The 22,154-nt window shown below is 69.7% G+C and carries 21 protein-coding genes; 15 read left to right on the top strand and 6 right to left on the bottom strand.

Annotation, left to right across the window (positions count from 1 at the left end):
• Positions 1-3: 3 nt before the first annotated feature.
• From pdxT to AB5J56_RS36885, 10 genes are all read left to right on the top strand, one after another.
• Positions 4-609, top strand: a complete 606-nt coding sequence (pdxT, locus tag AB5J56_RS36840) for a pyridoxal 5'-phosphate synthase glutaminase subunit PdxT (protein ID WP_369239402.1) — start codon at positions 4-6, stop codon at positions 607-609.
• Between the two features lie 51 nt (positions 610-660).
• Entirely contained in the window at positions 661-1,413 is a 753-nt protein-coding gene (locus AB5J56_RS36845) for a YebC/PmpR family DNA-binding transcriptional regulator (protein ID WP_369239404.1), read from the top strand.
• 109 nt (positions 1,414-1,522) lie between these two features.
• The gene (gene ruvC, locus AB5J56_RS36850) at positions 1,523-2,092 is read left to right on the top strand and encodes a crossover junction endodeoxyribonuclease RuvC (RefSeq protein ID WP_369239406.1); all 570 of its coding nucleotides are present in this window, start codon (positions 1,523-1,525) and stop codon (positions 2,090-2,092) included.
• Positions 2,089-2,700: a Holliday junction branch migration protein RuvA gene (gene ruvA / locus AB5J56_RS36855; protein WP_369239408.1), complete on the top strand. Its 612-nt coding sequence runs from the start codon at positions 2,089-2,091 to the stop codon at positions 2,698-2,700. The genes ruvC and ruvA overlap by 4 nt, the downstream gene beginning before the upstream one ends.
• Before the next feature lie 37 nt (positions 2,701-2,737).
• Positions 2,738-3,808, top strand: coding sequence for a Holliday junction branch migration DNA helicase RuvB (ruvB, locus tag AB5J56_RS36860; RefSeq protein ID WP_369239410.1), 1,071 nt, complete (start codon positions 2,738-2,740; stop codon positions 3,806-3,808).
• A gap of 163 nt (positions 3,809-3,971) precedes the next feature.
• Positions 3,972-4,484: a preprotein translocase subunit YajC gene (yajC, locus tag AB5J56_RS36865; RefSeq protein WP_369239412.1), complete on the top strand. Its 513-nt coding sequence runs from the start codon at positions 3,972-3,974 to the stop codon at positions 4,482-4,484.
• Positions 4,485-4,625: 141 nt separating this feature from the next.
• On the top strand, positions 4,626-6,389 hold the full coding sequence (gene secD / locus AB5J56_RS36870) for a protein translocase subunit SecD (RefSeq protein WP_369239414.1): 1,764 nt from the start codon (positions 4,626-4,628) through the stop codon (positions 6,387-6,389).
• A gap of 1 nt (position 6,390) precedes the next feature.
• Positions 6,391-7,509, top strand: coding sequence for a protein translocase subunit SecF (secF, locus tag AB5J56_RS36875; RefSeq protein WP_369239416.1), 1,119 nt, complete (start codon positions 6,391-6,393; stop codon positions 7,507-7,509).
• Positions 7,506-8,045 (top strand): adenine phosphoribosyltransferase, encoded by a 540-nt coding sequence (locus AB5J56_RS36880; RefSeq protein WP_369239418.1) that lies wholly within the window; start codon positions 7,506-7,508, stop codon positions 8,043-8,045. The genes secF and AB5J56_RS36880 overlap by 4 nt, the downstream gene beginning before the upstream one ends.
• 219 nt (positions 8,046-8,264) lie before the next feature.
• Complete coding sequence (locus AB5J56_RS36885) at positions 8,265-10,799, top strand: bifunctional (p)ppGpp synthetase/guanosine-3',5'-bis(diphosphate) 3'-pyrophosphohydrolase (RefSeq protein ID WP_369239420.1); 2,535 nt, start codon at positions 8,265-8,267, stop codon at positions 10,797-10,799.
• 136 nt (positions 10,800-10,935) lie between these two features.
• On the opposite strand, the gene AB5J56_RS36890 is transcribed toward AB5J56_RS36885, so the two are convergent.
• Positions 10,936-12,165 (bottom strand): DUF349 domain-containing protein, encoded by a 1,230-nt coding sequence (locus AB5J56_RS36890; protein WP_369239422.1) that lies wholly within the window; start codon positions 12,163-12,165, stop codon positions 10,936-10,938.
• A 135-nt stretch (positions 12,166-12,300) separates the two neighbouring features.
• Positions 12,301-13,140 carry a peptidylprolyl isomerase gene (locus tag AB5J56_RS36895; RefSeq protein ID WP_369239424.1) on the bottom strand — a complete coding sequence of 280 codons (840 nt, stop codon included), beginning with the start codon at positions 13,138-13,140 and terminating at the stop codon, positions 12,301-12,303.
• 189 nt (positions 13,141-13,329) lie between these two features.
• Between AB5J56_RS36895 and AB5J56_RS36900 the strand changes: the two genes are divergently transcribed.
• Positions 13,330-14,037: an MBL fold metallo-hydrolase gene (locus tag AB5J56_RS36900; RefSeq protein ID WP_369239426.1), complete on the top strand. Its 708-nt coding sequence runs from the start codon at positions 13,330-13,332 to the stop codon at positions 14,035-14,037.
• Positions 14,038-14,048: 11 nt separating this feature from the next.
• Positions 14,049-15,311 carry a histidine--tRNA ligase gene (gene hisS, locus AB5J56_RS36905; protein ID WP_369239428.1) on the top strand — a complete coding sequence of 421 codons (1,263 nt, stop codon included), beginning with the start codon at positions 14,049-14,051 and terminating at the stop codon, positions 15,309-15,311.
• A gap of 145 nt (positions 15,312-15,456) precedes the next feature.
• On the opposite strand, the gene AB5J56_RS36910 is transcribed toward hisS, so the two are convergent.
• From AB5J56_RS36910 to AB5J56_RS36925, 4 genes are read right to left on the bottom strand one after another with little or no spacing between them, the layout of a single operon-like run.
• A complete protein-coding gene (locus tag AB5J56_RS36910; RefSeq protein ID WP_369239430.1) occupies positions 15,457-16,080 on the bottom strand; it encodes a response regulator in 624 nt (207 codons plus the stop codon).
• Positions 16,077-17,312 carry a sensor histidine kinase gene (locus AB5J56_RS36915; protein ID WP_369239432.1) on the bottom strand — a complete coding sequence of 412 codons (1,236 nt, stop codon included), beginning with the start codon at positions 17,310-17,312 and terminating at the stop codon, positions 16,077-16,079. The genes AB5J56_RS36910 and AB5J56_RS36915 overlap by 4 nt, the downstream gene beginning before the upstream one ends.
• Entirely contained in the window at positions 17,309-18,154 is an 846-nt protein-coding gene (locus AB5J56_RS36920; protein ID WP_369239434.1) for an ABC transporter permease, read from the bottom strand. Before AB5J56_RS36920 ends, AB5J56_RS36915 begins: the two co-directional genes overlap by 4 nt.
• Positions 18,151-19,017 carry an ABC transporter ATP-binding protein gene (locus tag AB5J56_RS36925; protein ID WP_369239436.1) on the bottom strand — a complete coding sequence of 289 codons (867 nt, stop codon included), beginning with the start codon at positions 19,015-19,017 and terminating at the stop codon, positions 18,151-18,153. Before AB5J56_RS36925 ends, AB5J56_RS36920 begins: the two co-directional genes overlap by 4 nt.
• A gap of 138 nt (positions 19,018-19,155) precedes the next feature.
• On the opposite strand from AB5J56_RS36925, the gene AB5J56_RS36930 reads away from it, so the two are divergent.
• From AB5J56_RS36930 to rpsD, 3 genes are all read left to right on the top strand, one after another.
• Positions 19,156-19,794, top strand: a complete 639-nt coding sequence (locus AB5J56_RS36930; RefSeq protein ID WP_369239438.1) for a vitamin K epoxide reductase family protein — start codon at positions 19,156-19,158, stop codon at positions 19,792-19,794.
• A gap of 59 nt (positions 19,795-19,853) precedes the next feature.
• The gene (locus AB5J56_RS36935; RefSeq protein WP_369239440.1) at positions 19,854-21,209 is read left to right on the top strand and encodes a replication-associated recombination protein A; all 1,356 of its coding nucleotides are present in this window, start codon (positions 19,854-19,856) and stop codon (positions 21,207-21,209) included.
• 325 nt (positions 21,210-21,534) lie between these two features.
• Positions 21,535-22,149 (top strand): 30S ribosomal protein S4, encoded by a 615-nt coding sequence (rpsD, locus tag AB5J56_RS36940; RefSeq protein WP_356141796.1) that lies wholly within the window; start codon positions 21,535-21,537, stop codon positions 22,147-22,149.
• The last annotated feature ends 5 nt before the right edge of the window (positions 22,150-22,154 follow it).

Consider the following 22,154-nt stretch of genomic DNA (forward strand, 5'->3'; position numbering starts at 1 on the left):
TCCATGACTGACGCACCTGTGATCGGCGTCCTGGCGCTCCAGGGCGACGTACGGGAGCACCTCATCGCCCTGGCCGCGGCGGACGCCGTGGCCAGGCCGGTGCGGCGTCCCGAGGAACTCGCCGAGGTGGACGGCCTCGTCCTGCCCGGCGGCGAGTCCACCACGATCTCCAAGCTGGCCGTCCTCTTCGGCCTGATGGAACCCCTCCGCGCGCGCGTGCGGGACGGCATGCCCGTCTACGGCACCTGCGCGGGCATGATCATGCTCGCCGACAAGATCCTCGACCCGCGCTCGGGCCAGGAGACCATCGGCGGCATCGACATGATCGTGCGCCGCAACGCCTTCGGCCGGCAGAACGAGTCCTTCGAAGCGGCGGTCGACGTCGACGGCATCGCGGGCGATCCTGTGGAGGGCGTCTTCATTCGCGCCCCCTGGGTCGAGTCCGTGGGCGCCGAGACCGAGGTGCTCGCCGAGCACGACGGTCACATCGTCGCCGTACGCCAGGGCAACGCGCTCGCCACGTCGTTCCACCCGGAACTGACCGGCGACCACCGCGTGCACGGGCTGTTCGTCGACATGGTCCGCGCGAACCGGGCGCCAGGGTCCTAGTAGGATCTCTGGCGTTCGTAAAGAGTTGGGTTACGCGAAGGAGACAGGCAGATGTCCGGCCACTCTAAATGGGCTACGACGAAGCACAAGAAGGCCGTGATCGACGCCAAGCGCGGCAAGCTCTTCGCGAAGATGATCAAGAACATCGAGGTCGCGGCCCGTACGGGTGGTGCCGATGTGTCCGGCAACCCGACGCTGTTCGACGCCATCCAGAAGGCCAAGAAGAGCTCGGTCCCGAACAAGAACATCGACTCCGCGGTCAAGCGCGGCGCCGGTCTCGAAGCCGGTGGCGCCGACTACGAGACGATCATGTACGAGGGTTACGGCCCCAACGGTGTCGCGGTGCTCATCGAGTGCCTCACCGACAACCGCAACCGCGCCGCCTCGGACGTCCGCGTCGCCATGACCCGCAACGGCGGCAACATGGCCGACCCGGGTTCGGTGTCGTACCTGTTCAACCGCAAGGGCGTCGTGATCGTCCCCAAGGGTGAGCTGGCCGAGGACGACGTTCTCGATGCCGTGCTCGACGCGGGTGCCGAAGAGGTCAACGACCTCGGTGAGTCCTTCGAGGTGCTCAGCGAGGCGACCGACCTGGTCGCCGTTCGCACCGCCCTCCAGGAAGCGGGGATCGACTACGACTCCGCCGAGGCCAACTTCGTCCCGACCATGCAGGTCGAGCTCGACGAAGAGGGCGCCCGGAAGATCTTCAAGCTGATCGACGCCCTCGAGGACAGCGACGACGTGCAGAACGTCTTCGCCAACTTCGACGTGAGCGACGACGTGATGGCCAAGGTCGACGCCTGAGCGCACACCGGACAGCACGACGGGCCGACGGGACACACCCCGTCGGCCCGTCGCTTTGTCAGTGGCACCCGATAGCCTGCACAAACACGCGATCGAAGGAGGGGCTGGGGTGCGGGTACTGGGAGTTGACCCCGGGCTGACCCGGTGCGGTGTCGGAGTCGTCGAAGGAGTCGCCGGCCGGCCCCTGACCCTGCACGGCGTCGGGGTCGTACGCACCCCGGCGGACGCCGAGTTGGGCCTGCGCCTCGTCGCCATCGAGCAGGGCATCGAAGAATGGCTGGATGAGTACCGCCCCGAAGTCGTCGCCGTGGAACGGGTGTTCAGCCAGCACAACGTACGGACGGTGATGGGCACCGCCCAGGCCAGTGCCGTGGCCATGCTCTGCGCGGCCCGCCGCGGCCTCCCCGTCGCCCTGCACACCCCGAGCGAGGTCAAGGCCGCCGTCAGCGGCAACGGACGCGCGGACAAGGCCCAGGTCGGCGCCATGGTCACGCGACTGCTCCGGCTGGACGCACCCCCCAAGCCCGCCGACGCCGCCGACGCCCTCGCCCTCGCCATCTGCCACATCTGGCGCGCCCCCGCGCAGAACAGACTCCAGCAGGCGGTCGCGCAGAACCGGCTCCAGCAGGCCGCCGCCGCGCACGCCTCGCACCACGCATCGAAAGGCCGTACCGCATGATCGCCTTCGTCAGCGGCCCGGTCGCCGCCCTCGCCCCCGACACCGCGGTGGTCGAGGTGGGCGGCGTCGGCATCGCCGTCCAGTGCACGCCGAACACGCTGTCCACGCTGCGCATGGGACAGCCCGCCAAGCTCGCCACCTCCCTCGTCGTGCGCGAGGACTCCCTCACGCTCTACGGCTTCGTGGACGACGACGAGCGCCAGACCTTCGAGCTGCTGCAGACCGCGAGCGGCGTCGGCCCGCGCCTCGCCCAGGCCATGCTCGCCGTGCACAACCCCGACGCGCTGCGCCGTGCGGTCTCCACCGGCGACGAGAAGGCGCTCGTCGCCGTCCCCGGCATCGGCAAGAAGGGCGCCCAGAAGCTGCTCCTTGAGCTCAAGGACCGGCTCGGCGAACCCCTCGGCACCGGTGGCCCGGCCATCGGCAGAGCGGTCACCACCGGCTGGCGCGACCAGCTGCACGCCGCGCTGATCGGCCTCGGCTATGCGACCCGCGAGGCCGACGAGGCCGTCTCCGCGGTCGCCCCGCAGGCCGAGGCCGCCGAAGGCACCCCCCAGGTGGGACAGCTCCTGAAGGCCGCCCTGCAGACCCTGAACCGAGCACGCTGAACCACCGGCCCTCCCAAGAGACCCCGAGGCACACCGAATGAACTGGGACGACTCGCCCGACGCGACCGCCGACGAGCGGCTGGTGGGCTCTGTCGCCGACCGCGAGGACCAGGCCGTCGAGGCCGCGCTGCGCCCCAAGGACCTGGGCGAGTTCATCGGCCAGGAGAAGGTCCGCGAGCAGCTCGACCTCGTGCTGCGCGCGGCACGCGCGCGTGGCGCCACCGCCGACCACGTGCTGCTCTCCGGCGCTCCCGGCCTCGGCAAGACCACCCTCTCGATGATCATCGCGGCCGAGATGGAAGCGCCGATCCGCATCACCAGCGGCCCCGCCATCCAGCACGCCGGCGACCTCGCGGCGATCCTCTCCTCCCTCCAGGAGGGCGAGGTCCTCTTCCTCGACGAGATCCACCGCATGTCCCGGCCCGCCGAGGAGATGCTCTACATGGCGATGGAGGACTTCCGCGTCGACGTGATCGTCGGCAAGGGCCCCGGCGCCACCGCCATCCCGTTGGAACTGCCCCCCTTCACCCTGGTCGGCGCCACCACGCGCGCGGGCCTGCTGCCGCCCCCGCTGCGCGACCGCTTCGGCTTCACCGCGCACATGGAGTTCTACGAGCCCGCCGAGCTGGAGCGCGTCATCCACCGCTCGGCCAACCTGCTCGACGTGGAGATCGGCGCCGAGGGCGCAGCCGAGATCGCCGGCCGCTCCCGGGGCACGCCCCGTATCGCCAACCGTCTGCTGCGCCGCGTGCGTGACTACGCGCAGGTCAAGGCCGACGGCATCATCACGCGCGAGATCGCGGCGGCCGCGCTGAAGGTCTACGAGGTCGACGCCCGGGGCCTGGACCGCCTGGACCGCGGTGTCCTCGAAGCCCTGCTCAAGCTCTTCGGCGGCGGTCCGGTCGGCCTGTCCACGCTCGCCGTCGCGGTGGGGGAGGAGCGCGAGACCGTCGAGGAGGTCGCCGAGCCCTTCCTCGTACGGGAGGGACTGCTCGCCCGTACGCCCCGTGGCCGTGTCGCCACTCCCGCCGCATGGGCGCATCTCGGCCTCACCCCGCCCCGCCAGTCAACGGGGGGAAACGGACAACAGGACCTGTTCGGGGCGTGACGGCGCGGGACTCGCGGGGTCAGGAACCCCGGTGCCATGCTGAGCGTTGTTCCTGGAGTGCGGACTCGCTTAGACTCCGCCGATGCCGCCCTTGCCGGTGGCGTACAAACCCCCAGCCATCAGGCCGCTCACCATCGCGGTCGACTGAAGGAAGTTCCGTCCCGTGAGTCCAGTGACCCTCCTCCCGTTCATCGTGCTCATCGGGGCCATGTTCCTGATGACCCGGTCGGCCAAGAAGAAGCAGGCGCAGGCTGCGCACATGCGCAACGAGATGCAGCCCGGCTCCGGCGTGCGCACGATCGGTGGTATGTACGCCACCGTCAAGGAGGTCAACGAGGAGACGGTCCTCCTCGACGCGGCCCCGGGTGTCGACCTGCTCTTCGCCAAGAACTCCATCGGCGCGGTGCTGAGCGATGACGAGTACAACCGGATCGTGCACGGCATCGAGCACGACCTGAAGTCCGACGGTTCGGTCGTCCCGGACGACGCCTCCTCCCTCACCGAGACCGACGAGCCCGCCGACGACGCCTCTTCCGACGTTTCCGACGACAAGCCCCTCGACCTCGTCAAGAAGGACGCCGCCGAGGACGCGGCCGACGAGAGCGCCGAGGCGAAGGCCGACGACGTCGACGAAGCAGAGCCGAAGAAGACCGACGGCGAGTCCGGCGCGAAGTAGGCCCGCCCCGGGAGTGCGGCGCGACCCGCTCGCGCCCCGCGTCTCCCGGGACGTGCGGTTCTCGCACGGCATCCCGACACCATGTCATGGCCGCCCGCGCGCTCACCCGGCGCAGGGCGGCCCGAGAGGGAGTACGAGAAGGTGGCAGCACCGAAGAAGGGCCGGAGCGCGAGCGCCCAGAGCAGGCCGGGGCGCTCGCTGGCCCTCATCCTGATCGCCATCGCGGCGCTCACCGGGGGGATGTTCATCTCCGGAAACACCACTCCGCGTCTCGGCATCGACCTCGCCGGCGGTACGAGCATCACGCTGGAGGCGAAGAACGAGCCCGGCCAGCCCAACGCGATCAACAAGACCAACATGGACACCGCGGTCGACATCATGAACCGCCGTGTCAACGGTCTTGGTGTCTCCGAGGCCGAGGTCCAGACGCAGGGCAACAAGAACATCATCGTCAACATCCCCAAGGGCACGAACTCCAAGCAGGCCCAGAAGCAGGTCGGCACCACCGCCAAGCTCTACTTCCGCCCGGTGCTCACCACCGAGCTCTCCGGCGCCGCCGCCAGCCCCTCCCCGAGCCCCTCCGGCAGCGCGTCCGGCAAGCCCACGGGCAAGGCGAGCGAGACGGCCACGGACAAGGCGACCTCGTCGACCTCCGCGACCCCCACGGCCACCGCCACCTCGCAGGGCCGCGCGGTCACCGACGCCCTGAAGGCCTCCTCCACGCCCTCGGCGAGCAGCTCCGCCCCGTCGTCCTCGACCAGCGCCTCGCCGTCCCCGAGCAGCAGCGCCGCGAAGGCCGCCGCGGACCTCCAGAAGCAGTACGACAAGCTGGACTGCACGAAGCCGGCGCAGCGCGCCACGGCCGGTCAGGGCGCCAAGTCCACCGACCCCACCGTGGCCTGCGGTCAGAACTCGTCGAAGCAGTGGCAGAAGTACATCCTCGGCCCGGCCGAGGTCGCGGGCACGGACATCAAGAAGGCCAACGCGCTCTACGACACCACGAACGCGCAGGGCTGGAAGGTCACGATGGACTTCACGTCCAGTGGCTCCAAGAAGTTCGAGAACATCACCGCCAAGCTCTCCAAGAACCAGCCCCCGCAGAACCAGTTCGCGATCGTCCTCGACGGCGATGTCGTCTCCGACCCGTCCGTCAACCAGACGCTCAGCGGCAGCGCGGAGATCACCGGCAGCTTCGACCAGACCGAGGCGCAGGATCTGGCGAACATGCTGAAGTACGGCGCGTTGCCGCTCACCTTCAAGGAAGCCAGCGTCACCACGGTCACCGCCGCGCTCGGCGGCGAGCAGCTGCACGCCGGTCTGATCGCCGGTGCGATCGGCCTGGCCCTGGTCGTCATCTACCTGGTGGCCTACTACCGCGGTCTGTCGCTCGTCGCCATCGCCTCGCTGCTGGTCTCCGCGGCCCTGACCTACACGCTCATGACCCTGCTCGGTCCGGCCATCGGCTTCGCGCTGAACCTGCCGGCCGTCTGCGGTGCCATCGTCGCGATCGGTATCACCGCGGACTCGTTCATCGTGTTCTTCGAACGCATCCGGGACGAGATCCGCGAGGGCCGCACGCTGCGCCCGGCCGTCGAGCGGGCCTGGCCGCGTGCCCGGCGCACCATCCTGGTCTCCGACTTCGTGTCGTTCCTCGCCGCCGCGGTGCTCTTCATCGTCACCGTCGGCAAGGTCCAGGGCTTCGCGTTCACGCTGGGTCTGACCACCCTGCTCGACGTCGTCGTCGTCTTCCTCTTCACCAAGCCGCTGATGACGATCCTCGCCCGCAAGAAGTTCTTCGCGAGCGGTCACAGCTGGTCCGGCCTCGACCCGAAGCGGCTCGGCGCCAAGCCCCCGCTGCGCCGCACCCGCCGTCCCTCCGCCCCCGTCGACACGAAGGAGGCGTGAGATGTCGAAACTCGGCACCCTCGGCGCCCGGCTGCATCGCGGCGAGATCGGTTACGACTTCGTCGGCAAGCGCAAGATCTGGTACGGCATCTCGATCCTGATCACCATCACGGCCATCCTCGGCCTGACGGTGCGCGGCCTGAACATGGGCATCGAGTTCCAGGGCGGCGCCGTCTTCACCACGCCGAAGCACATGAGCGTCTCGGTCTCCCAGGCCGAGAAGTTCGCGGAGGAGACCTCCGGTCACGACGCCATCGTCCAGAAGCTCGGCAACGACAGCCTGCGCATCCAGATCGCCGGCATCGACACGGACAAGTCCGACCAGATCAAGGAAGACCTCGCCAAGGACCTGAAGGTCGACCCGGAGACACTCGCCGCCGACCTGGTCGGCCCCAGCTGGGGTGACCAGATCGCGAACAAGGCCTGGCAGGGCCTCGCGATCTTCATGGTCCTCGTGGTGATCTACCTGGCCATCGCCTTCGAGTGGCGCATGGCCATCGCCGCCCTGGTGGCCCTGATCCACGACATCACCATCACGGTCGGCATCTACGCCCTGGTCGGCTTCGAGGTCACCCCGGGCACCGTGATCGGTCTGCTCACGATCCTCGGTTACTCGCTCTACGACACGGTGGTCGTCTTCGACAGCCTCAAGGAGCAGACGAAGGACATCACCAAGCAGACCCGGTACACGTACAGCGAGATCGCCGACCGCTCCATCAACGGCACCCTGGTCCGCTCCATCAACACCACGGTCGTCGCGCTGCTGCCGGTCGCGGGCCTGCTGTTCATCGGCGGCGGTGTCCTCGGCGCGGGCATGCTCAACGACATCTCGCTGTCGCTGTTCGTCGGCCTCGCGGCCGGTGCGTACTCCTCGATCTTCATCGCCACGCCGCTCGTCGCCGACCTCAAGGAGCGCGAGCCGCAGATGAAGGCCCTCAAGAAGCGGGTGCTCGCCAAGCGGGCCGCCGCGGCAGCGAAGGGCGAGTCCTCGGAGACCCCGGTCGCCGAGGGGTCGTACGACGAGGAGCCGGAGGACGCCGCACCGGCGGTCGTCGGCCCCCGCAACCAGCCCGCGTCCCGCAACCGGGGCCGTGGCCGACCGTCGGGGAAGCGTCGATGACCGAGATTCGGGAGCTGCTGCTCAGCCGCATCCGGGACGTCCCCGACTACCCGGAGCCGGGCGTGATGTTCAAGGACATCACCCCGCTGCTGGCCGACCCGGCCGCGTTCAACGCGCTCACGGACGCCCTGGCTGCACTCGCCGTGCGGCACGGTGCCACGAAGATCGTCGGCCTGGAGGCCCGCGGCTTCATCCTGGGCGCCCCCGTCGCGGTCCGCGCGGGCGTCGGCTTCATCCCCGTACGCAAGGCGGGCAAGCTCCCCGGAGCCACGCTCAGCCAGGCCTACGACCTGGAGTACGGCTCCGCGGAGATCGAGGTGCACGCCGAGGACCTGTCCGCGGGCGACCGCGTCATGGTCGTCGACGACGTCCTGGCCACCGGCGGCACCGCCGAGGCCTCGCTCCAGCTCATCCGCCGGGCGGGCGCCGAGGTCGCGGGCGTCTCCGTGCTCATGGAGCTGGGCTTCCTGGGCGGCCGCGCCCGCCTGGCGCCGGCCCTCGGCAGCGCCCCCCTGGAGGCCCTGATCCTGGTCTGAGTGTTCAGGTCCGGGGCCCGCGCGGGAAACCCGTGAGCAAGGCCTGAGACGGCTGCAGGACACCGTGGAGGCGGGCCCGGAGGAATCCGGCGCCCGCCTCTGGCGTTCCTCCTGTACGAGGCCGTCTCCACGGCCGAAGGCGAGTCCGGAGCACGGGATCGCTACCATGGGATCTCCGGAGCCTGACCGGGGGACCCGGATCGCGCACGAGGAGCCCTCTTGCCAGACGAGGCCCAGCCACTGACCGCCGCCAAGCCCGAGGAGACTTCGGGCCCTGCGGCCACGCCCGCGCCGAGCGCGAAGAACGCCGGGAACGGGCCGGTGGAGCACGCCCAGGCCGCCCCCGGCGACAAGGCGGCCGAACCGCCACGCCCCAAGCCCGCACCCGCCGAGCCCGCGCGCCCGGCGAGCACCCCCGCCGTGCGCCCGGCCGCCGGCCAGCCCGCCCGCACCGGAGGCGGCTCCTCCAACCGCGTCCGTGCCCGCCTCGCCCGTCTCGGCGTGCAGCGCTCCAACCCGTACAACCCGGTCCTGGAACCGCTGCTGCGGATCGTGCGCAGCAACGACCCGAAGATCGAGACCGCCACGCTCCGCCAGGTCGAGAAGGCCTACCAGGTCGCCGAGCGCTGGCACCGCGGCCAGAAGCGCAAGAGCGGCGACCCGTACATCACGCACCCGCTCGCGGTGACGACGATCCTCGCCGAGCTGGGCATGGATCCGGCCACGCTGATGGCGGGCCTGCTGCACGACACCGTCGAGGACACCGAGTACGGCCTGGACACGCTCAAGCGCGATTTCGGCGACCAGGTCGCCCTGCTCGTCGACGGCGTCACCAAGCTGGACAAGGTCAAGTTCGGCGAGGCCGCGCAGGCCGAGACCGTGCGCAAGATGGTCGTCGCCATGGCCAAGGACCCCCGCGTCCTGGTCATCAAGCTCGCCGACCGCCTGCACAACATGCGCACCATGCGCTATCTCAAGCGCGAGAAGCAGGAGAAGAAGGCGCGCGAGACCCTGGAGATCTACGCGCCGCTCGCCCACCGCCTGGGCATGAACACCATCAAGTGGGAGCTGGAGGACCTCGCCTTCGCGATCCTCTACCCCAAGATGTACGACGAGATCGTGCGGCTCGTCGCCGAGCGCGCCCCCAAGCGCGACGAGTACCTCGCCATAGTGACCGACGAGGTGCAGTCCGACCTGCGCGCGGCGCGTATCAAGGCGACCGTCACCGGCCGCCCGAAGCACTACTACAGCGTCTACCAGAAGATGATCGTCCGCGGCCGTGACTTCGCGGAGATCTACGACCTGGTGGGCATCCGTGTCCTGGTCGACACGGTCCGTGACTGCTACGCCGCACTCGGCACCGTGCACGCGCGATGGAACCCGGTCCCCGGCCGGTTCAAGGACTACATCGCGATGCCCAAGTTCAACATGTACCAGTCGCTGCACACGACGGTCATCGGCCCCAACGGCAAGCCCGTCGAGCTGCAGATCCGCACGTTCGACATGCACCGCCGCGCCGAGTACGGCATCGCCGCGCACTGGAAGTACAAGCAGGAGGCCGTCGCCGGTACCTCCAAGGTGCGCTCGGACCAGCCGAGGACCACCGGCAAGGACGACCACCTCAACGACATGGCGTGGCTGCGCCAGCTCCTGGACTGGCAGAAGGAGACCGAGGACCCGGGCGAGTTCCTGGAGTCCCTGCGCTTCGACCTGTCCCGCAACGAGGTCTTCGTCTTCACCCCCAAGGGTGACGTCATAGCGCTGCCGGCCGGTGCCACCCCGGTCGACTTCTCCTACGCCGTCCACACCGAGGTCGGCCACCGCACCATAGGGGCACGGGTCAACGGACGGCTCGTCCCGCTCGAATCCACCCTGGACAACGGCGACTTGGTGGAGGTCTTCACCTCCAAGGCGGCCGGCGCGGGCCCCTCCCGCGACTGGCTCGGCTTCGTGAAGTCGCCGCGCGCCCGCAACAAGATCCGCGCCTGGTTCTCCAAGGAGCGCCGCGACGAGGCCATCGAGCAGGGCAAGGACGCCATCGCGCGGGCCATGCGCAAGCAGAACCTGCCGATCCAGCGCATCCTCACCGGGGACTCGCTCGTCACGCTCGCGCACGAGATGCGCTACCCCGACATCTCCTCGCTGTACGCGGCGATCGGCGAGGGTCATGTCGCCGCGCAGAGCGTCGTGCAGAAGCTGGTGCAGGCCCTCGGCGGCGAGGAGGCGGCCACCGAGGAGATCGACGAGTCGGTACCGCCGGCGCGCGGCCGCGGACGCAAGCGCCGCAGCAACAACGACCCCGGTGTGGTCGTCAAGGGCGTCGACGACGTGTGGGTGAAACTCGCCCGCTGTTGTACGCCCGTACCCGGCGACCCGATCATCGGTTTCGTCACCCGGGGCAGCGGCGTATCGGTTCACCGCAGCGACTGCGTCAACGTGGACTCGCTGTCCCGTGAGCCCGAACGCATCCTCGAGGTCGAGTGGGCCCCCACCCAGTCCTCCGTCTTCCTGGTCGCCATCCAGGTCGAGGCCCTGGACCGCTCCCGGCTCCTGTCGGACGTCACCCGCGTCCTGTCGGACCAGCACGTCAACATCCTGTCCGCGGCCGTCCAGACGTCCCGCGACCGGGTGGCCACCTCCCGCTTCACCTTCGAGATGGGCGACCCCAAGCACCTCGGTCACGTCCTGAAGGCCGTACGGGGCGTCGAGGGCGTCTACGACGTGTACCGGGTGACATCGGCGCGCAGGCCGTAACATCGCACGCTGTATCCACGTACGCCGTAACCACGCACGCTGAATGCACGCACTACGTAGAAGGGGCTTCCGTACGCGATGTACGGAAGCCCCTTCTACGTAGCGGCGGGAAAACCCGGCCGCTTCTTCGGCAGCCTCAGCCGCCGAACTCCTGCAGACCCTTCAGAGCCTGGTCCAGCAGCGCCTGGCGGCCGTCCAGCTCCTTCTGGAGCTTGTCGGCCTTCGAGGCGTTGCCCGCGGCACGGGCGGCCTCGATCTGGCCCTGGAGCTTGTCCACGGCGGCCTGGAGCTGACCGGTCAGACCCTCGGCACGCGCACGTGCCTCCGGGTTCGTCCGGCGCCACTCGGTCTCCTCGGACTCCTGGAGCGCCCGCTCCACGGCGTGCATCCGGCCCTCCACCTTCGGGCGGGCGTCGCGCGGCACGTGGCCGATGGCCTCCCAGCGCTCGTTGAGGGAGCGGAAGGCGGCACGGGCCGACTTCAGGTCCGTCACCGGGACGAGCTTCTCGGCCTCCTCGGCCAGCTCCTCCTTGAGCTTCAGGTTCTCCGTCTGCTCCGCGTCCCGCTCGGCGAAGACCGAACTGCGCGCCGCGAAGAACACGTCCTGGGCGCCGCGGAAGCGGTTCCACAGGTCGTCCTCGTGCTCGCGCTGGGCGCGGCCCGCGGCCTTCCACTCCGCCATCAGCTCGCGGTAGCGCGCCGCGGTCGGGCCCCAGTCGGCCGAGGCGGACAGCGACTCGGCCTCCGCGACCAGCTTCTCCTTGGTCTTGCGGGCGTCCTCGCGCTGCGCGTCCAGCGACGCGAAGTGGGCCTTGCGGCGCTTGGAGAACGCCGAGCGGGCGTGCGAGAAGCGGTGCCACAGCTCGTCGTCCGACTTGCGGTCGAGCCGCGGCAGGCCCTTCCACGTGTCCACCAGCGCACGCAGCCGCTCACCGGCCGCCCGCCACTGGTCGGACTGCGCCAGCTCCTCCGCCTCGACGACCAGCGCCTCCTTGGCGTGCCGCGCCTCGTCGGACTGCTTGGCCCGCTGGACCTTGCGCTCCTCGCGGCGTGCGTCGACCGTCTCGACGAGCTTGTCCAGCCGTACCTTCAGCGCGTCCAGATCGCCGACCGCGTGGTGCGCGTCGACCTGTTCGCGAATGTGGTCGATGGCGGTCTGCGCGTCCTTCGCCGACAGGTCGGTGGTCTTCACTCGCTTCTCGAGGAGGCCGATCTCGACAACCAGGCCTTCGTACTTGCGCTCGAAGTAGGCCAGTGCCTCATCGGGCGATCCGGCCTGCCAGGAACCGACGACCTGCTCGCCGTCGGCCGTACGCACGTACACGGTCCCCGTCTCGTCGACGCGGCCCCACGGGTCGCTGCTCACAGCGCCTCCTCCACATGATGCCTGCAAGGAGCCTCAGCGCCCCCGGGCATCGTCCACAGTTTCGTCACGGCCAACATAGGCGACCGGCGGGGCGGCTGTCCGCATCCCGCGCGACCGAAATTTCGCAGTTGGGGGTCAGGATTTCGTCACGGTTGCCTTGTTGATCACGACCGTCGCGTTGGGCGCACCGTCGCCCTGGCCGGTGCTCTCGCCGGCCGTGGCGATCTTCTTCAGAACCTTCATGCCGGATTCGGAAATCGTCCCGAACGGTGTGTAGTCGGCAGGCAGTGGACTGTCCTGGAAGACCAGGAAGAACTGGCTGCCTCCGGTGTTGCGGCCCTTCTTCGTCTGCGGGTTGTACTGGTTGGCCATCGCGACCGTGCCCGCCGGGTACGTCTTCCCCTTCAGGCGCTTGTCCTTGAGGTTCTCGTCCGGAATCGTGTAGCCGGGGCCGCCCATGCCGGTGCCCTGCGGGTCTCCGCACTGGAGCACGTAGATGCCCGTGGTGGTGAGCCGGTGGCACTTGGTGTGGTCCAGGTAGCCCTTGTTCACGAGGAAGTCGAACGAGTTCACCGTGTGCGGGGTCTTCGACGCGTCCATGGCGATGTCTATCGCGCCGCAGGTCGTCTGCAGCGCCATCGTGTACTTCGCCGACTTGTCGACGGTGATCGCCGGTTCCTTCTTGTACGTCAGCTTCTCCACCGAGCCCGCGGCGGCCTTCTTGCACGGGTCCGGCGCCTTGGTGGGCGCGCTGGCGCTCGGGCTGACCTGCGCGCCCGCGTTGGCCTTCTTGCCGTCGTCCTTGAAGACGCCGGTCGCGTACGACACGACACTGCCCACCACGACGACACCGACGACCGACGCGGCCACCGAATTGCGCATCCGCGTCTTGCGCCGCGCGGCCGTACGCCGCTGCTGCTGCCGCAAGAACTTCTCCCGGGCGAGCTGACGCCGCCGCTGCTCCTGGCTGACCACGGGTTTTCTCCTCATGCGTCTCGTACGTCAAGTGGGACGCGTGCGTCTTGTGAGCCGACCGCCTGCGTGTGCCCCGTACCGTATATGGGTTCGCTGAGGAATCGGGAGCGCCGGTAGGCTCTGACCACTGGCGCAGTCATCTTGAAGCCATCCGTAAGCCATCCCGTATCGACACAACGAAGGACGATCGTGCTCATTGCCGGGTTCCCCGCAGGGGCCTGGGGGACCAACTGTTACCTGGTCGCCCCCGCCGCGGGTGAGGAGTGCGTGATCATCGACCCGGGCCACGAGGCCACCCAGGGAGTCGAGGAAGCGCTCGCGAAGCATCGGCTCAAGCCCGTCGCGGTCATCCTCACGCACGGCCACCTCGACCATGTCGCCTCGGTCGTCCCGGTGTGCGGCGCGCACGACGTGCCGGCCTGGATCCACCCCGAGGACCGGTACATGATGAGCGACCCGGAGAAGGCGCTCGGCCGCTCGATCGGGATGCCGCTGATGGGCGAGCTGACCGTGGGGGAGCCGGACGACGTGAAGGAGCTGACCGACGGCGCCGGGCTGAAGCTCGCGGGCCTCGACTTCTCCGTCGCGCACGCGCCCGGCCATACCAAGGGGTCGGTGACGTTCCGGATGCCCGAGACGACCGACATCCCGTCGGTCTTCTTCTCGGGAGATCTGCTCTTCGCCGGCTCCATCGGACGCACCGATCTGCCCGGCGGCTCCCACGCCGAGATCCTCGACTCGCTGGCCCGTGTGTGCCTGCCGCTCGACGACTCGACCGTGGTGCTGTCCGGCCACGGCCCCCAGACGACCATCGGCCAGGAGCGCGCCACCAACCCGTATCTGCGGCAGGTGGCATCCGGCCTCGGGAGCGCGGACGCTCCCCGACGAGGAATGTGACGAGACTTTCCGTGAGTACCTTCCAGGCCCCCAAGGGCACGTACGACCTTCTGCCGCCCGATTCCGCGAAGTACCTCGCCGTGCGCGAGGCCATCGCGGCGCCGCTGCGCAACTCCGGCTACGGCTACGTCGAGACGCCCGGCTTCGAGAACGTCGAGCTGTTCGCGCGCGGCGTCGGTGAGTCCACCGACATCGTGACCAAGGAGATGTACGCCTTCGAGACCAAGGGCGGCGACCAGCTGGCGCTGCGCCCCGAAGGCACGGCTTCCGTGCTGCGCGCCGCGCTGGAGGCCAACCTGCACAAGGCGGGCAACCTCCCCGTCAAGCTCTGGTACTCGGGCTCGTACTACCGCTACGAGCGCCCCCAGAAGGGCCGCTACAGGCACTTCTCCCAGGTGGGCGCCGAGGCGATCGGCGCCGAGGACCCGGCGCTGGACGCCGAGTTGATCATCCTGGCCGACCAGGCGTACCGGTCCCTGGGGCTGCGCAGCTTCCGCATCCTGCTGAACTCCCTCGGCGACAAGGAGTGCCGTCCCGTCTACCGGGCCGCTCTGCAGGACTTCCTGCGGGGCCTCGACCTGGACGAGGACACTCTCCGCCGCGCCGACATCAACCCGCTGCGGGTCCTCGACGACAAGCGCGACAGTGTCCAGAAGCAGCTGGTCGGTGCGCCGCTGCTGCGTGACTACCTGTGCGACGCGTGCAAGGCGTACCACGAGGAGGTGCGCGACCTGATCACGGCGGCGGGCGTCTCCTTCGAGGACGACCCCAAGCTGGTCCGCGGCCTCGACTACTACACCCGTACGACCTTCGAGTTCGTCCACGACGGTCTGGGCTCCCAGTCCGCGGTGGGCGGCGGCGGCCGCTACGACGGCCTGTCCGAGATGATCGGCGGCCCCGCCCTGCCGTCCGTCGGCTGGGCCCTCGGCGTCGACCGCACGGTCCTCGCCCTGGAGGCGGAGGGCGTCGAACTCGAACTCCCGGCCGCCACCAGCGTGTTCGCGGTCCCGCTGGGCGAGGAGGCCCGGCGCGTCCTCTTCGGCGTCGTCACCGAGCTCCGCAAGGCGGGCGTCGCGGCGGACTTCTCGTACGGCGGGAAGGGACTCAAGGGTGCCATGAAGAACGCCAACCGCTCCGGCGCCCGCTACACCCTCGTCGCCGGCGAACGCGACCTCGCCGAAGGCATGGTCCAGCTGAAGGACATGGAGTCGGGCGAGCAGACGGCTGTGGCGGTGACCACGGTGGTGGACGAGCTGCGCTCGAAGCTGGCCTGAGACTGGTTCCCTGTGCTCCTCAAACGCCGGACGGGCTATCCAGCCCGTCCGGCGTTTGAGGACGAGGCCGTTCAGGCCGAAAGGGGGGCTGGGGGCGCAGCCCCCAGGTACGGGACGGGTAGGGGCGGAGGGGGCGAAATACCTCTTACTCCAGCAACCCGAAGCGCATCGCACTGGTCACCGCAGCCGTCCGGTCATCCACCCCCAACTTCCCGAAGGCCCGCAGCAGATGGGTCTTCACCGTCGACTCCCCGATGAACAGTCGCCGCCCGATCTCGGCATTGGTGCACCCCTCCGCCACCAGCCGAAGCACAGCGGTCTCCCGCGACGACAGCCGTGGCCGCTCCGGCCGCGCCCGCAGCTGGTCGACGAGCCGTGCCGCGACGGACGGCGCCAGCACGGTCTCGCCCCGCGCAGCGGCCCGTACCGCCTCCGCCAGCTCACCCCGCGGCAGATCCTTCAGCAGATACCCCGCCGCGCCCGCCTCGACGGCCCGCAGGATGTCCCGGTCGGTCTCATAGGTCGTCAGCACGATGATCCGGCAGGGCAGCCCCGCCTCGGTCATCCGCACGATCGCGTCGACGCCTCCGCCGCCCGGCATCCGCAGATCCATGAGCACGATGTCGGGCCGCAGCTCCGCGGCCAGCGCCTCCGCCTGGGGCCCACTGGACGCGTCGGCGACCACGTCGAGGTCGGGCTCCGCGCTCAGCATGGCGCGCAGCCCTTCGCGTACGACGGGATGGTCGTCGGCGAGGACGATGCGGATCACAGGGGGCTCCTCACGGGCGGTACGGGTGAAGCGGTTGATACGGGCGGCACCGGTGGCACGGGAAGCGACACGGTGACGGTCGTGCCGTCGCCGGGTGTGCTGCGCACCTCGGCCTTACCGCCCACCTCCAGGGCGCGGGCACGCAGCCCCGCCAGGCCGTAGCCGCCGACCGGCGCGGCGGGGTCGAAGCCGCAGCCGTCGTCCCGTACGGACACGGTGAGGGCCGCTTCGCCGTACGCCACGGCGATGCTGACGACGGCCGAACTCCCCGCGTGCTTACGCGTGTTGGCCAGCGCCTCCTGGCAGGAGCGCAGCGCCACCACCTCAGGCCCGGCGGGCAGCGCACGCACCGGACCGGTCACCTCGACCGCGGCGCCGTGCCGGGCGGCGAGCCGGCGCAGGGCGTCGGGCAGCGAGGCGCCGTCCAGGTCGGCGGGCGCTGCGCCGGCCACCAGGGCGCGCGCCTCGGCGAGGTTCTGCCGGGCCGTGTCCGTCATCAGCGCGAGGTGACGGCGGGCCTGCGGCACGTCATGGTCGAGCTCGGCCTCGACGGCCTGCACGAGCATCAGCACGCTGGTGAACCCCTGTGCGAGCGTGTCGTGGATCTCCCGGGAGAACCGTTCGCGCTCGGCCAGCGCGCCGTGCGCCGCGGAAAGCTGGGAGACCTCGTGGCGGCTGGCGTCCAGTTCGGCGATGAGCTGGGCTCGTTCCTGGCTCTGCTCGATGATGCGGATGACCCAGCTGCCGAGGGCCATCGAGAACACCAGGCTGACCACGGCGAACAGACCGTTGAAGAACACGGTCCCCTCGCCGGGCCGCCACAGCAGCGCCCAGCCCACCACGGGCGCGAGGTTGAGGACGGTCACGACCACCAGTGCCCAGCGGATGCGCAGGGTCATGAAGCACTGGGGGACGAGTGCGAACGCCATCAGCCGGGTCTCACCGACCAGGACCGCCGAGGGCAGGAACAGCGCCATCGCCCCGACGAGATAGCCGAGGGCCCGCCGTTCGTCGGGCGGATCGCCCCGAAGGACGGGGCGCCCCACCCATACGTACAAGGGGATGAGCGGGACGAGCAGCGCGGCCGCGACGAAGCGGACGGTCCGGTCGGGGTCTCCCGGGCCGAGCACGGACACCGTGGTGGCCGCCCAGGTCAGCGCGAAGTACGTGTCCCAGAGCCGGAACGAGCGGTCCCAGGTGTACGCGCCGCGCGCCGCGGCCGGACCGTTCATCCGTCGCGTCGGTTCTTCCAGCGGAAGGTCAACAGGCACAGCAGCAATCCTCCGACGCACCACGCCCCGAGCACCAGGGCGATCCGCCCGAACTCCCAGGTGCCCGTCTGCTCCAGGATCTGCGCCGAGTCGGGCAGGAATACGCCCCGCAACCCCTGGCACATCCACTTCAGCGGGAACAGCGCACCGATGTTCAGCATCCAGTCCGGGATCGTGTCGATCGCGATGTACACCCCGGAGATGAACTGGAGGACCAGGAAGGGCAGCACGACCACGGAGCTGGCGCTGCGGCCGGACTTCGGCACCGAGCTGATCGCGATGCCGAGCAGGGCGCACGCGGTCAGGCCGAGGACGAAGATCCAGCCGAAGTCGAACCACTTCCCGGCGTCCGAGGGCAGGTCCACGTCGTAGAGCGTCGTGCCGACGACGAGCAGGACGACCGTCTCCATGAGGCCGGTCACCAGCACGAGCCAGATCTTGCCGAGGAAGTACGCGGCCGGCGGCATCGGGGTGCCGCGCAGCCGGCGCAGCGCCTTCTCGTCCCGCTCGATCGCGATCGAGATGCCGAGGGACTGGAAGCTGGTGGACATGATTCCGGCGGCCATCATCGCCGGGACGTACAGCTGGGAGGCGGTGATGCCCGCTCCCCGTACGTCGTCGCTGAAGATCGACGCGAAGAGGAAGAGGAAGACGATCGGGAAGGCGAAGGTGAAGACCACCTGGTCGCGCTGGCGGAAGAACTGCTTGATCTCCAGGGCGCCCCGTTGCAGGCCGAGCCCCCAGGCCCCCGGGAGCCGCCCGGCCGCCGCCTTGTTCCGGGTGCCTACGTCGGTGACGGTCATCGCGCGTCCTCCAGTCCGGTCAGCCTCAGATAGACGTCCTCCAAGGTGGGGCGGCTCACGCGCAGCCCAGGGATCTCGCCGTCGAAGCGGCGGGTCAGCTCCGCGACGGTGCGCGTGGGCGTGGCCGTGCGCTCGTTGCGCGGGGTGCCGTCGGCCTCCGTCCACTCGACGGTGGCCTCGGTGCCGTAGCGGTCCCGCAGCGCGGCGGGCTCGCCCTCGGCGACGACGCGTCCGCGCGCGATGACGGCGAGGCGGTCGGCGAGGGCCTCGGCCTCCTCCAGGTAGTGCGTCGTCAGGACGATGGTCGTGCCCTCGCCGGCGAGCTTGCGGATCAGCTCCCAGAACTGCCGCCGGGCCGCCGGGTCGAAGCCGGTCGTCGGCTCGTCCAGGAGCAGCAGGTCCGGGTCGCCGATCACGCCGAGCGCCACGTCCAGGCGCCTGCGCTGCCCGCCCGAGAGCGCCTTGATCCGGCTGCCCGCCTTCTCCTCCAGGCCGACGAGTCCGATCACCTCGTCGGGCACCCGGGGTTTCGGGTAATAACGGGCGAAATGCCGCACGGTCTCGCGGACCGTCAACTCCGCGGGCGCGGATTCGTCCTGCCAGACGATGCCTACGCGCGAGCGCCACGCGCGCGTGCCCGTCGCCGGGTCGCAGCCGAGCACCGAGACCTCGCCCGCGTCCCGGCTCCGGTTGCCCTGGAGGATCTCCACCGTGGTGCTCTTCCCGGCGCCATTGGGTCCGAGCAGGCCGAACACCTCGCCCTGCCGTATGCCGAGATCGATGCCGTCGACGGCGGTCACGTCCCCGTACTGCTTGCGCAGCCCCCGCACGTCCACCGCCAATGCGTTCGCGTCTGCTGTCATGGCGAACAGACTGCCGCCGAACCGAACCTTCCGGGACGACCGTGCGTACCTCCTTATGTCCATCGAACGGTGGACACACGAGTACGTGCGGCACAATGACCGTGCCCGCAGGCCCCTTCGACACAACGGAACGGCGTGATGAGCAAGACGACAGTCAAGGCAGGCGTCTCCACCGGTCCGGGGCCGGCCGACGGTCCCCGGACGGTGGGCGGCAGCCGCGCCTTCGCCCTGCTGCTGGTGATCACCGGCGCGGCCGGACTCCTGGCCGCCTGGGTCATCACGATCGACAAGTTCAAGCTGCTGGAGAACCCGGACTTCGTGCCGGGCTGCAGCCTGAACCCGGTCGTCTCCTGCGGCAACATCATGAAGAGCGACCAGGCCTCGGCCTTCGGGTTCCCCAACCCCATGCTGGGCCTCGTCGCCTACGGCATCGTCATCTGCGTCGGCGTGAGCCTGCTCGCCCGGGCCACCTTCCCGCGCTGGTACTGGCTGACCTTCAACGCGGGCACGCTCTTCGGCGTCGGATTCTGCACCTGGCTGCAGTTCCAGTCGCTGTACCGGATCAACTCGCTCTGCCTGTGGTGCTCCCTGGCCTGGGTCGCGACGATCATCATGTTCTGGTATGTCACGTCGTTCAACGTGCGCAACAACTTCCTGCCCGCGCCCCGCTGGCTCAAGACCTTCCTCGGCGAGTTCACCTGGGTGCTGCCCGCGATGCACATCGGCATCATCGGCATGCTGATCCTGACTCGCTGGTGGGACTTCTGGACCAGCTGAGCCCCGCGGATCTCCCGGGCCGGACGGCGTTGTCAGTGGCGTGACATAGGGTTTTGTGCGTGGAGCCCGACCTGTTCACCGCCGCAGCAGAAGAACGCCAGGAGAAGGACCCGTCCGCCAGCCCCCTGGCGGTACGGATGCGCCCGCGCATCCTCGACGAAGTCGTGGGCCAGCAGCATCTGCTGAAGCCGGGCTCACCCCTGCGCAGACTCGTCGGCGAGGGCAGCGGCGGCCCGGCCGGACCGTCCTCCGTGATCCTGTGGGGCCCGCCCGGCACCGGCAAGACCACCCTCGCCTACGTCGTCTCCAAGGCCACCGACAAGCGCTTCGTGGAGCTCTCCGCGATCACCGCCGGCGTCAAGGAGGTGCGCGCGGTCATCGACGGCGCACGCCGTGCCACCGGCGGCTTCGGCAAGGAGACCGTCCTCTTCCTGGACGAGATCCACCGCTTCAGCAAGGCCCAGCAGGACTCCCTCCTCCCGGCCGTCGAGAACCGCTGGGTGACCCTGATCGCCGCGACCACCGAGAACCCGTACTTCTCCGTCATCTCCCCCCTCCTCTCCCGCTCCCTCCTGCTCACCCTCGAACCGCTCACCGACGACGACCTGCGCGGCCTGCTGCGCCGGGCACTCGCCGACGAACGCGGCCTCAAGGAGTCCGTCACCCTCCCCGGGGCGACGGAGGAGCACCTGCTGCGGATCGCCGGCGGTGACGCCCGCCGCGCTCTGACCGCTCTGGAGGCCGCCGCCGGGTCCGCCCTCGACAAGGGCGAGCCGGAGATCACCCTCCAGACCCTGGAGGAGACCGTCGACCGGGCGGCCGTGAAGTACGACCGGGACGGCGACCAGCACTACGACGTGGCGAGCGCGCTGATCAAGTCCATCCGGGGCTCCGACGTGGACGCGGCCCTGCACTACCTGGCCCGCATGATCGAGGCCGGTGAGGACCCCCGGTTCATCGCCCGCCGGCTGATGATCTCCGCCAGCGAGGACATCGGCCTCGCCGACCCGAACGCGCTGCCGATAGCCGTGGCCGCCGCCCAGGCCGTCGCCATGATCGGCTTCCCCGAGGCCGCGCTCACCCTCAGCCACGCGACCATCGCCCTGGCCCTCGCCCCCAAGTCCAACGCCGCGACCACGGCGATCGGCGCCGCCATGGAGGACGTACGCAAGGGGCATGCGGGCCCGGTGCCGATGCATCTGCGCGACGGGCACTACAAGGGTGCGGCCAAGCTGGGCCACGCCCAGGGGTACGTGTACCCGCACGACCTGCCCGAGGGCATCGCCGCCCAGCAGTACGCCCCGGAGGAGCTCAAGGACCGGGAGTACTACACACCCACCCGGCACGGCGCCGAGGCGCGCTACGCGGACGCCGTGGAATGGACCAGGAAGCACCTCGGTCGAGGGCGGTCGTGACCACCCTGTAGACTGCCTCGAAGTGCTGAGTCCTGTGTCCGGCCCGCCGTAAGGGGGAGCCGGCACCACCAGAACGGGACATCCAGCCGGAGCCCCCGCCTCCACGGGGGGATTCCAGGAGCGTCGCGCACCGTCGAAGGTGTCGCGGGCAGCCCACCACCACCCGGTCTCCGGGAAGGGTCGGTGGGCCACTCGCGTGCTGCACGTATGTGCCCAGACCAGGGAACGGCTGCCCGGCAGGTCCGTCAGGACCCGCAGGGTCTCCCAGGCTGCGGATGCGACCTCCCTCAACATCTGGTGAGCCGAAATCAAGGAAAGAGAAAAAGTGGCGAATCAGTCCCGCCCCAAGGTCAAGAAGTCGCGTGCCCTCGGCATCGCGCTGACCCCGAAGGCCGTCAAGTACTTCGAGGCCCGCCCCTACCCGCCGGGCGAGCACGGCCGCGGCCGCAAGCAGAACTCGGACTACAAGGTCCGTCTGCTGGAGAAGCAGCGTCTGCGTGCGCAGTACGACGTGTCCGAGCGCCAGCTCGTCCGCGCCTACGAGCGTGCCGCCAAGACGCAGGGCAAGACCGGTGAGGCTCTGGTCATCGAGCTGGAGCGTCGTCTCGACGCCCTGGTTCTGCGTTCGGGCATCGCCCGCACGATCTACCAGGCCCGCCAGATGGTCGTCCACGGCCACATCGAGGTCAACGGTGGCAAGGTCGACAAGCCGTCGTTCCGCGTCCGTCCCGACGACGTCGTGATGGTCCGCGAGCGCAGCCGCGAGAAGCCGCTGTTCCAGGTCGCGCGTGAGGGTGGCTTCGCCCCCGACGGCGAGACCCCGCGCTACCTCCAGGTGAACCTCCGCGCCCTGGCCTTCCGCCTGGACCGCGAGCCGAACCGCAAGGAGATCCCGGTGATCTGCGACGAGCAGCTCGTCGTCGAGTACTACGCCCGCTGATCACC

Origin of the sequence: Streptomyces sp. R21 (genome assembly GCF_041051975.1) — a bacterium.
Lineage (GTDB): Bacteria > Actinomycetota > Actinomycetes > Streptomycetales > Streptomycetaceae > Streptomyces.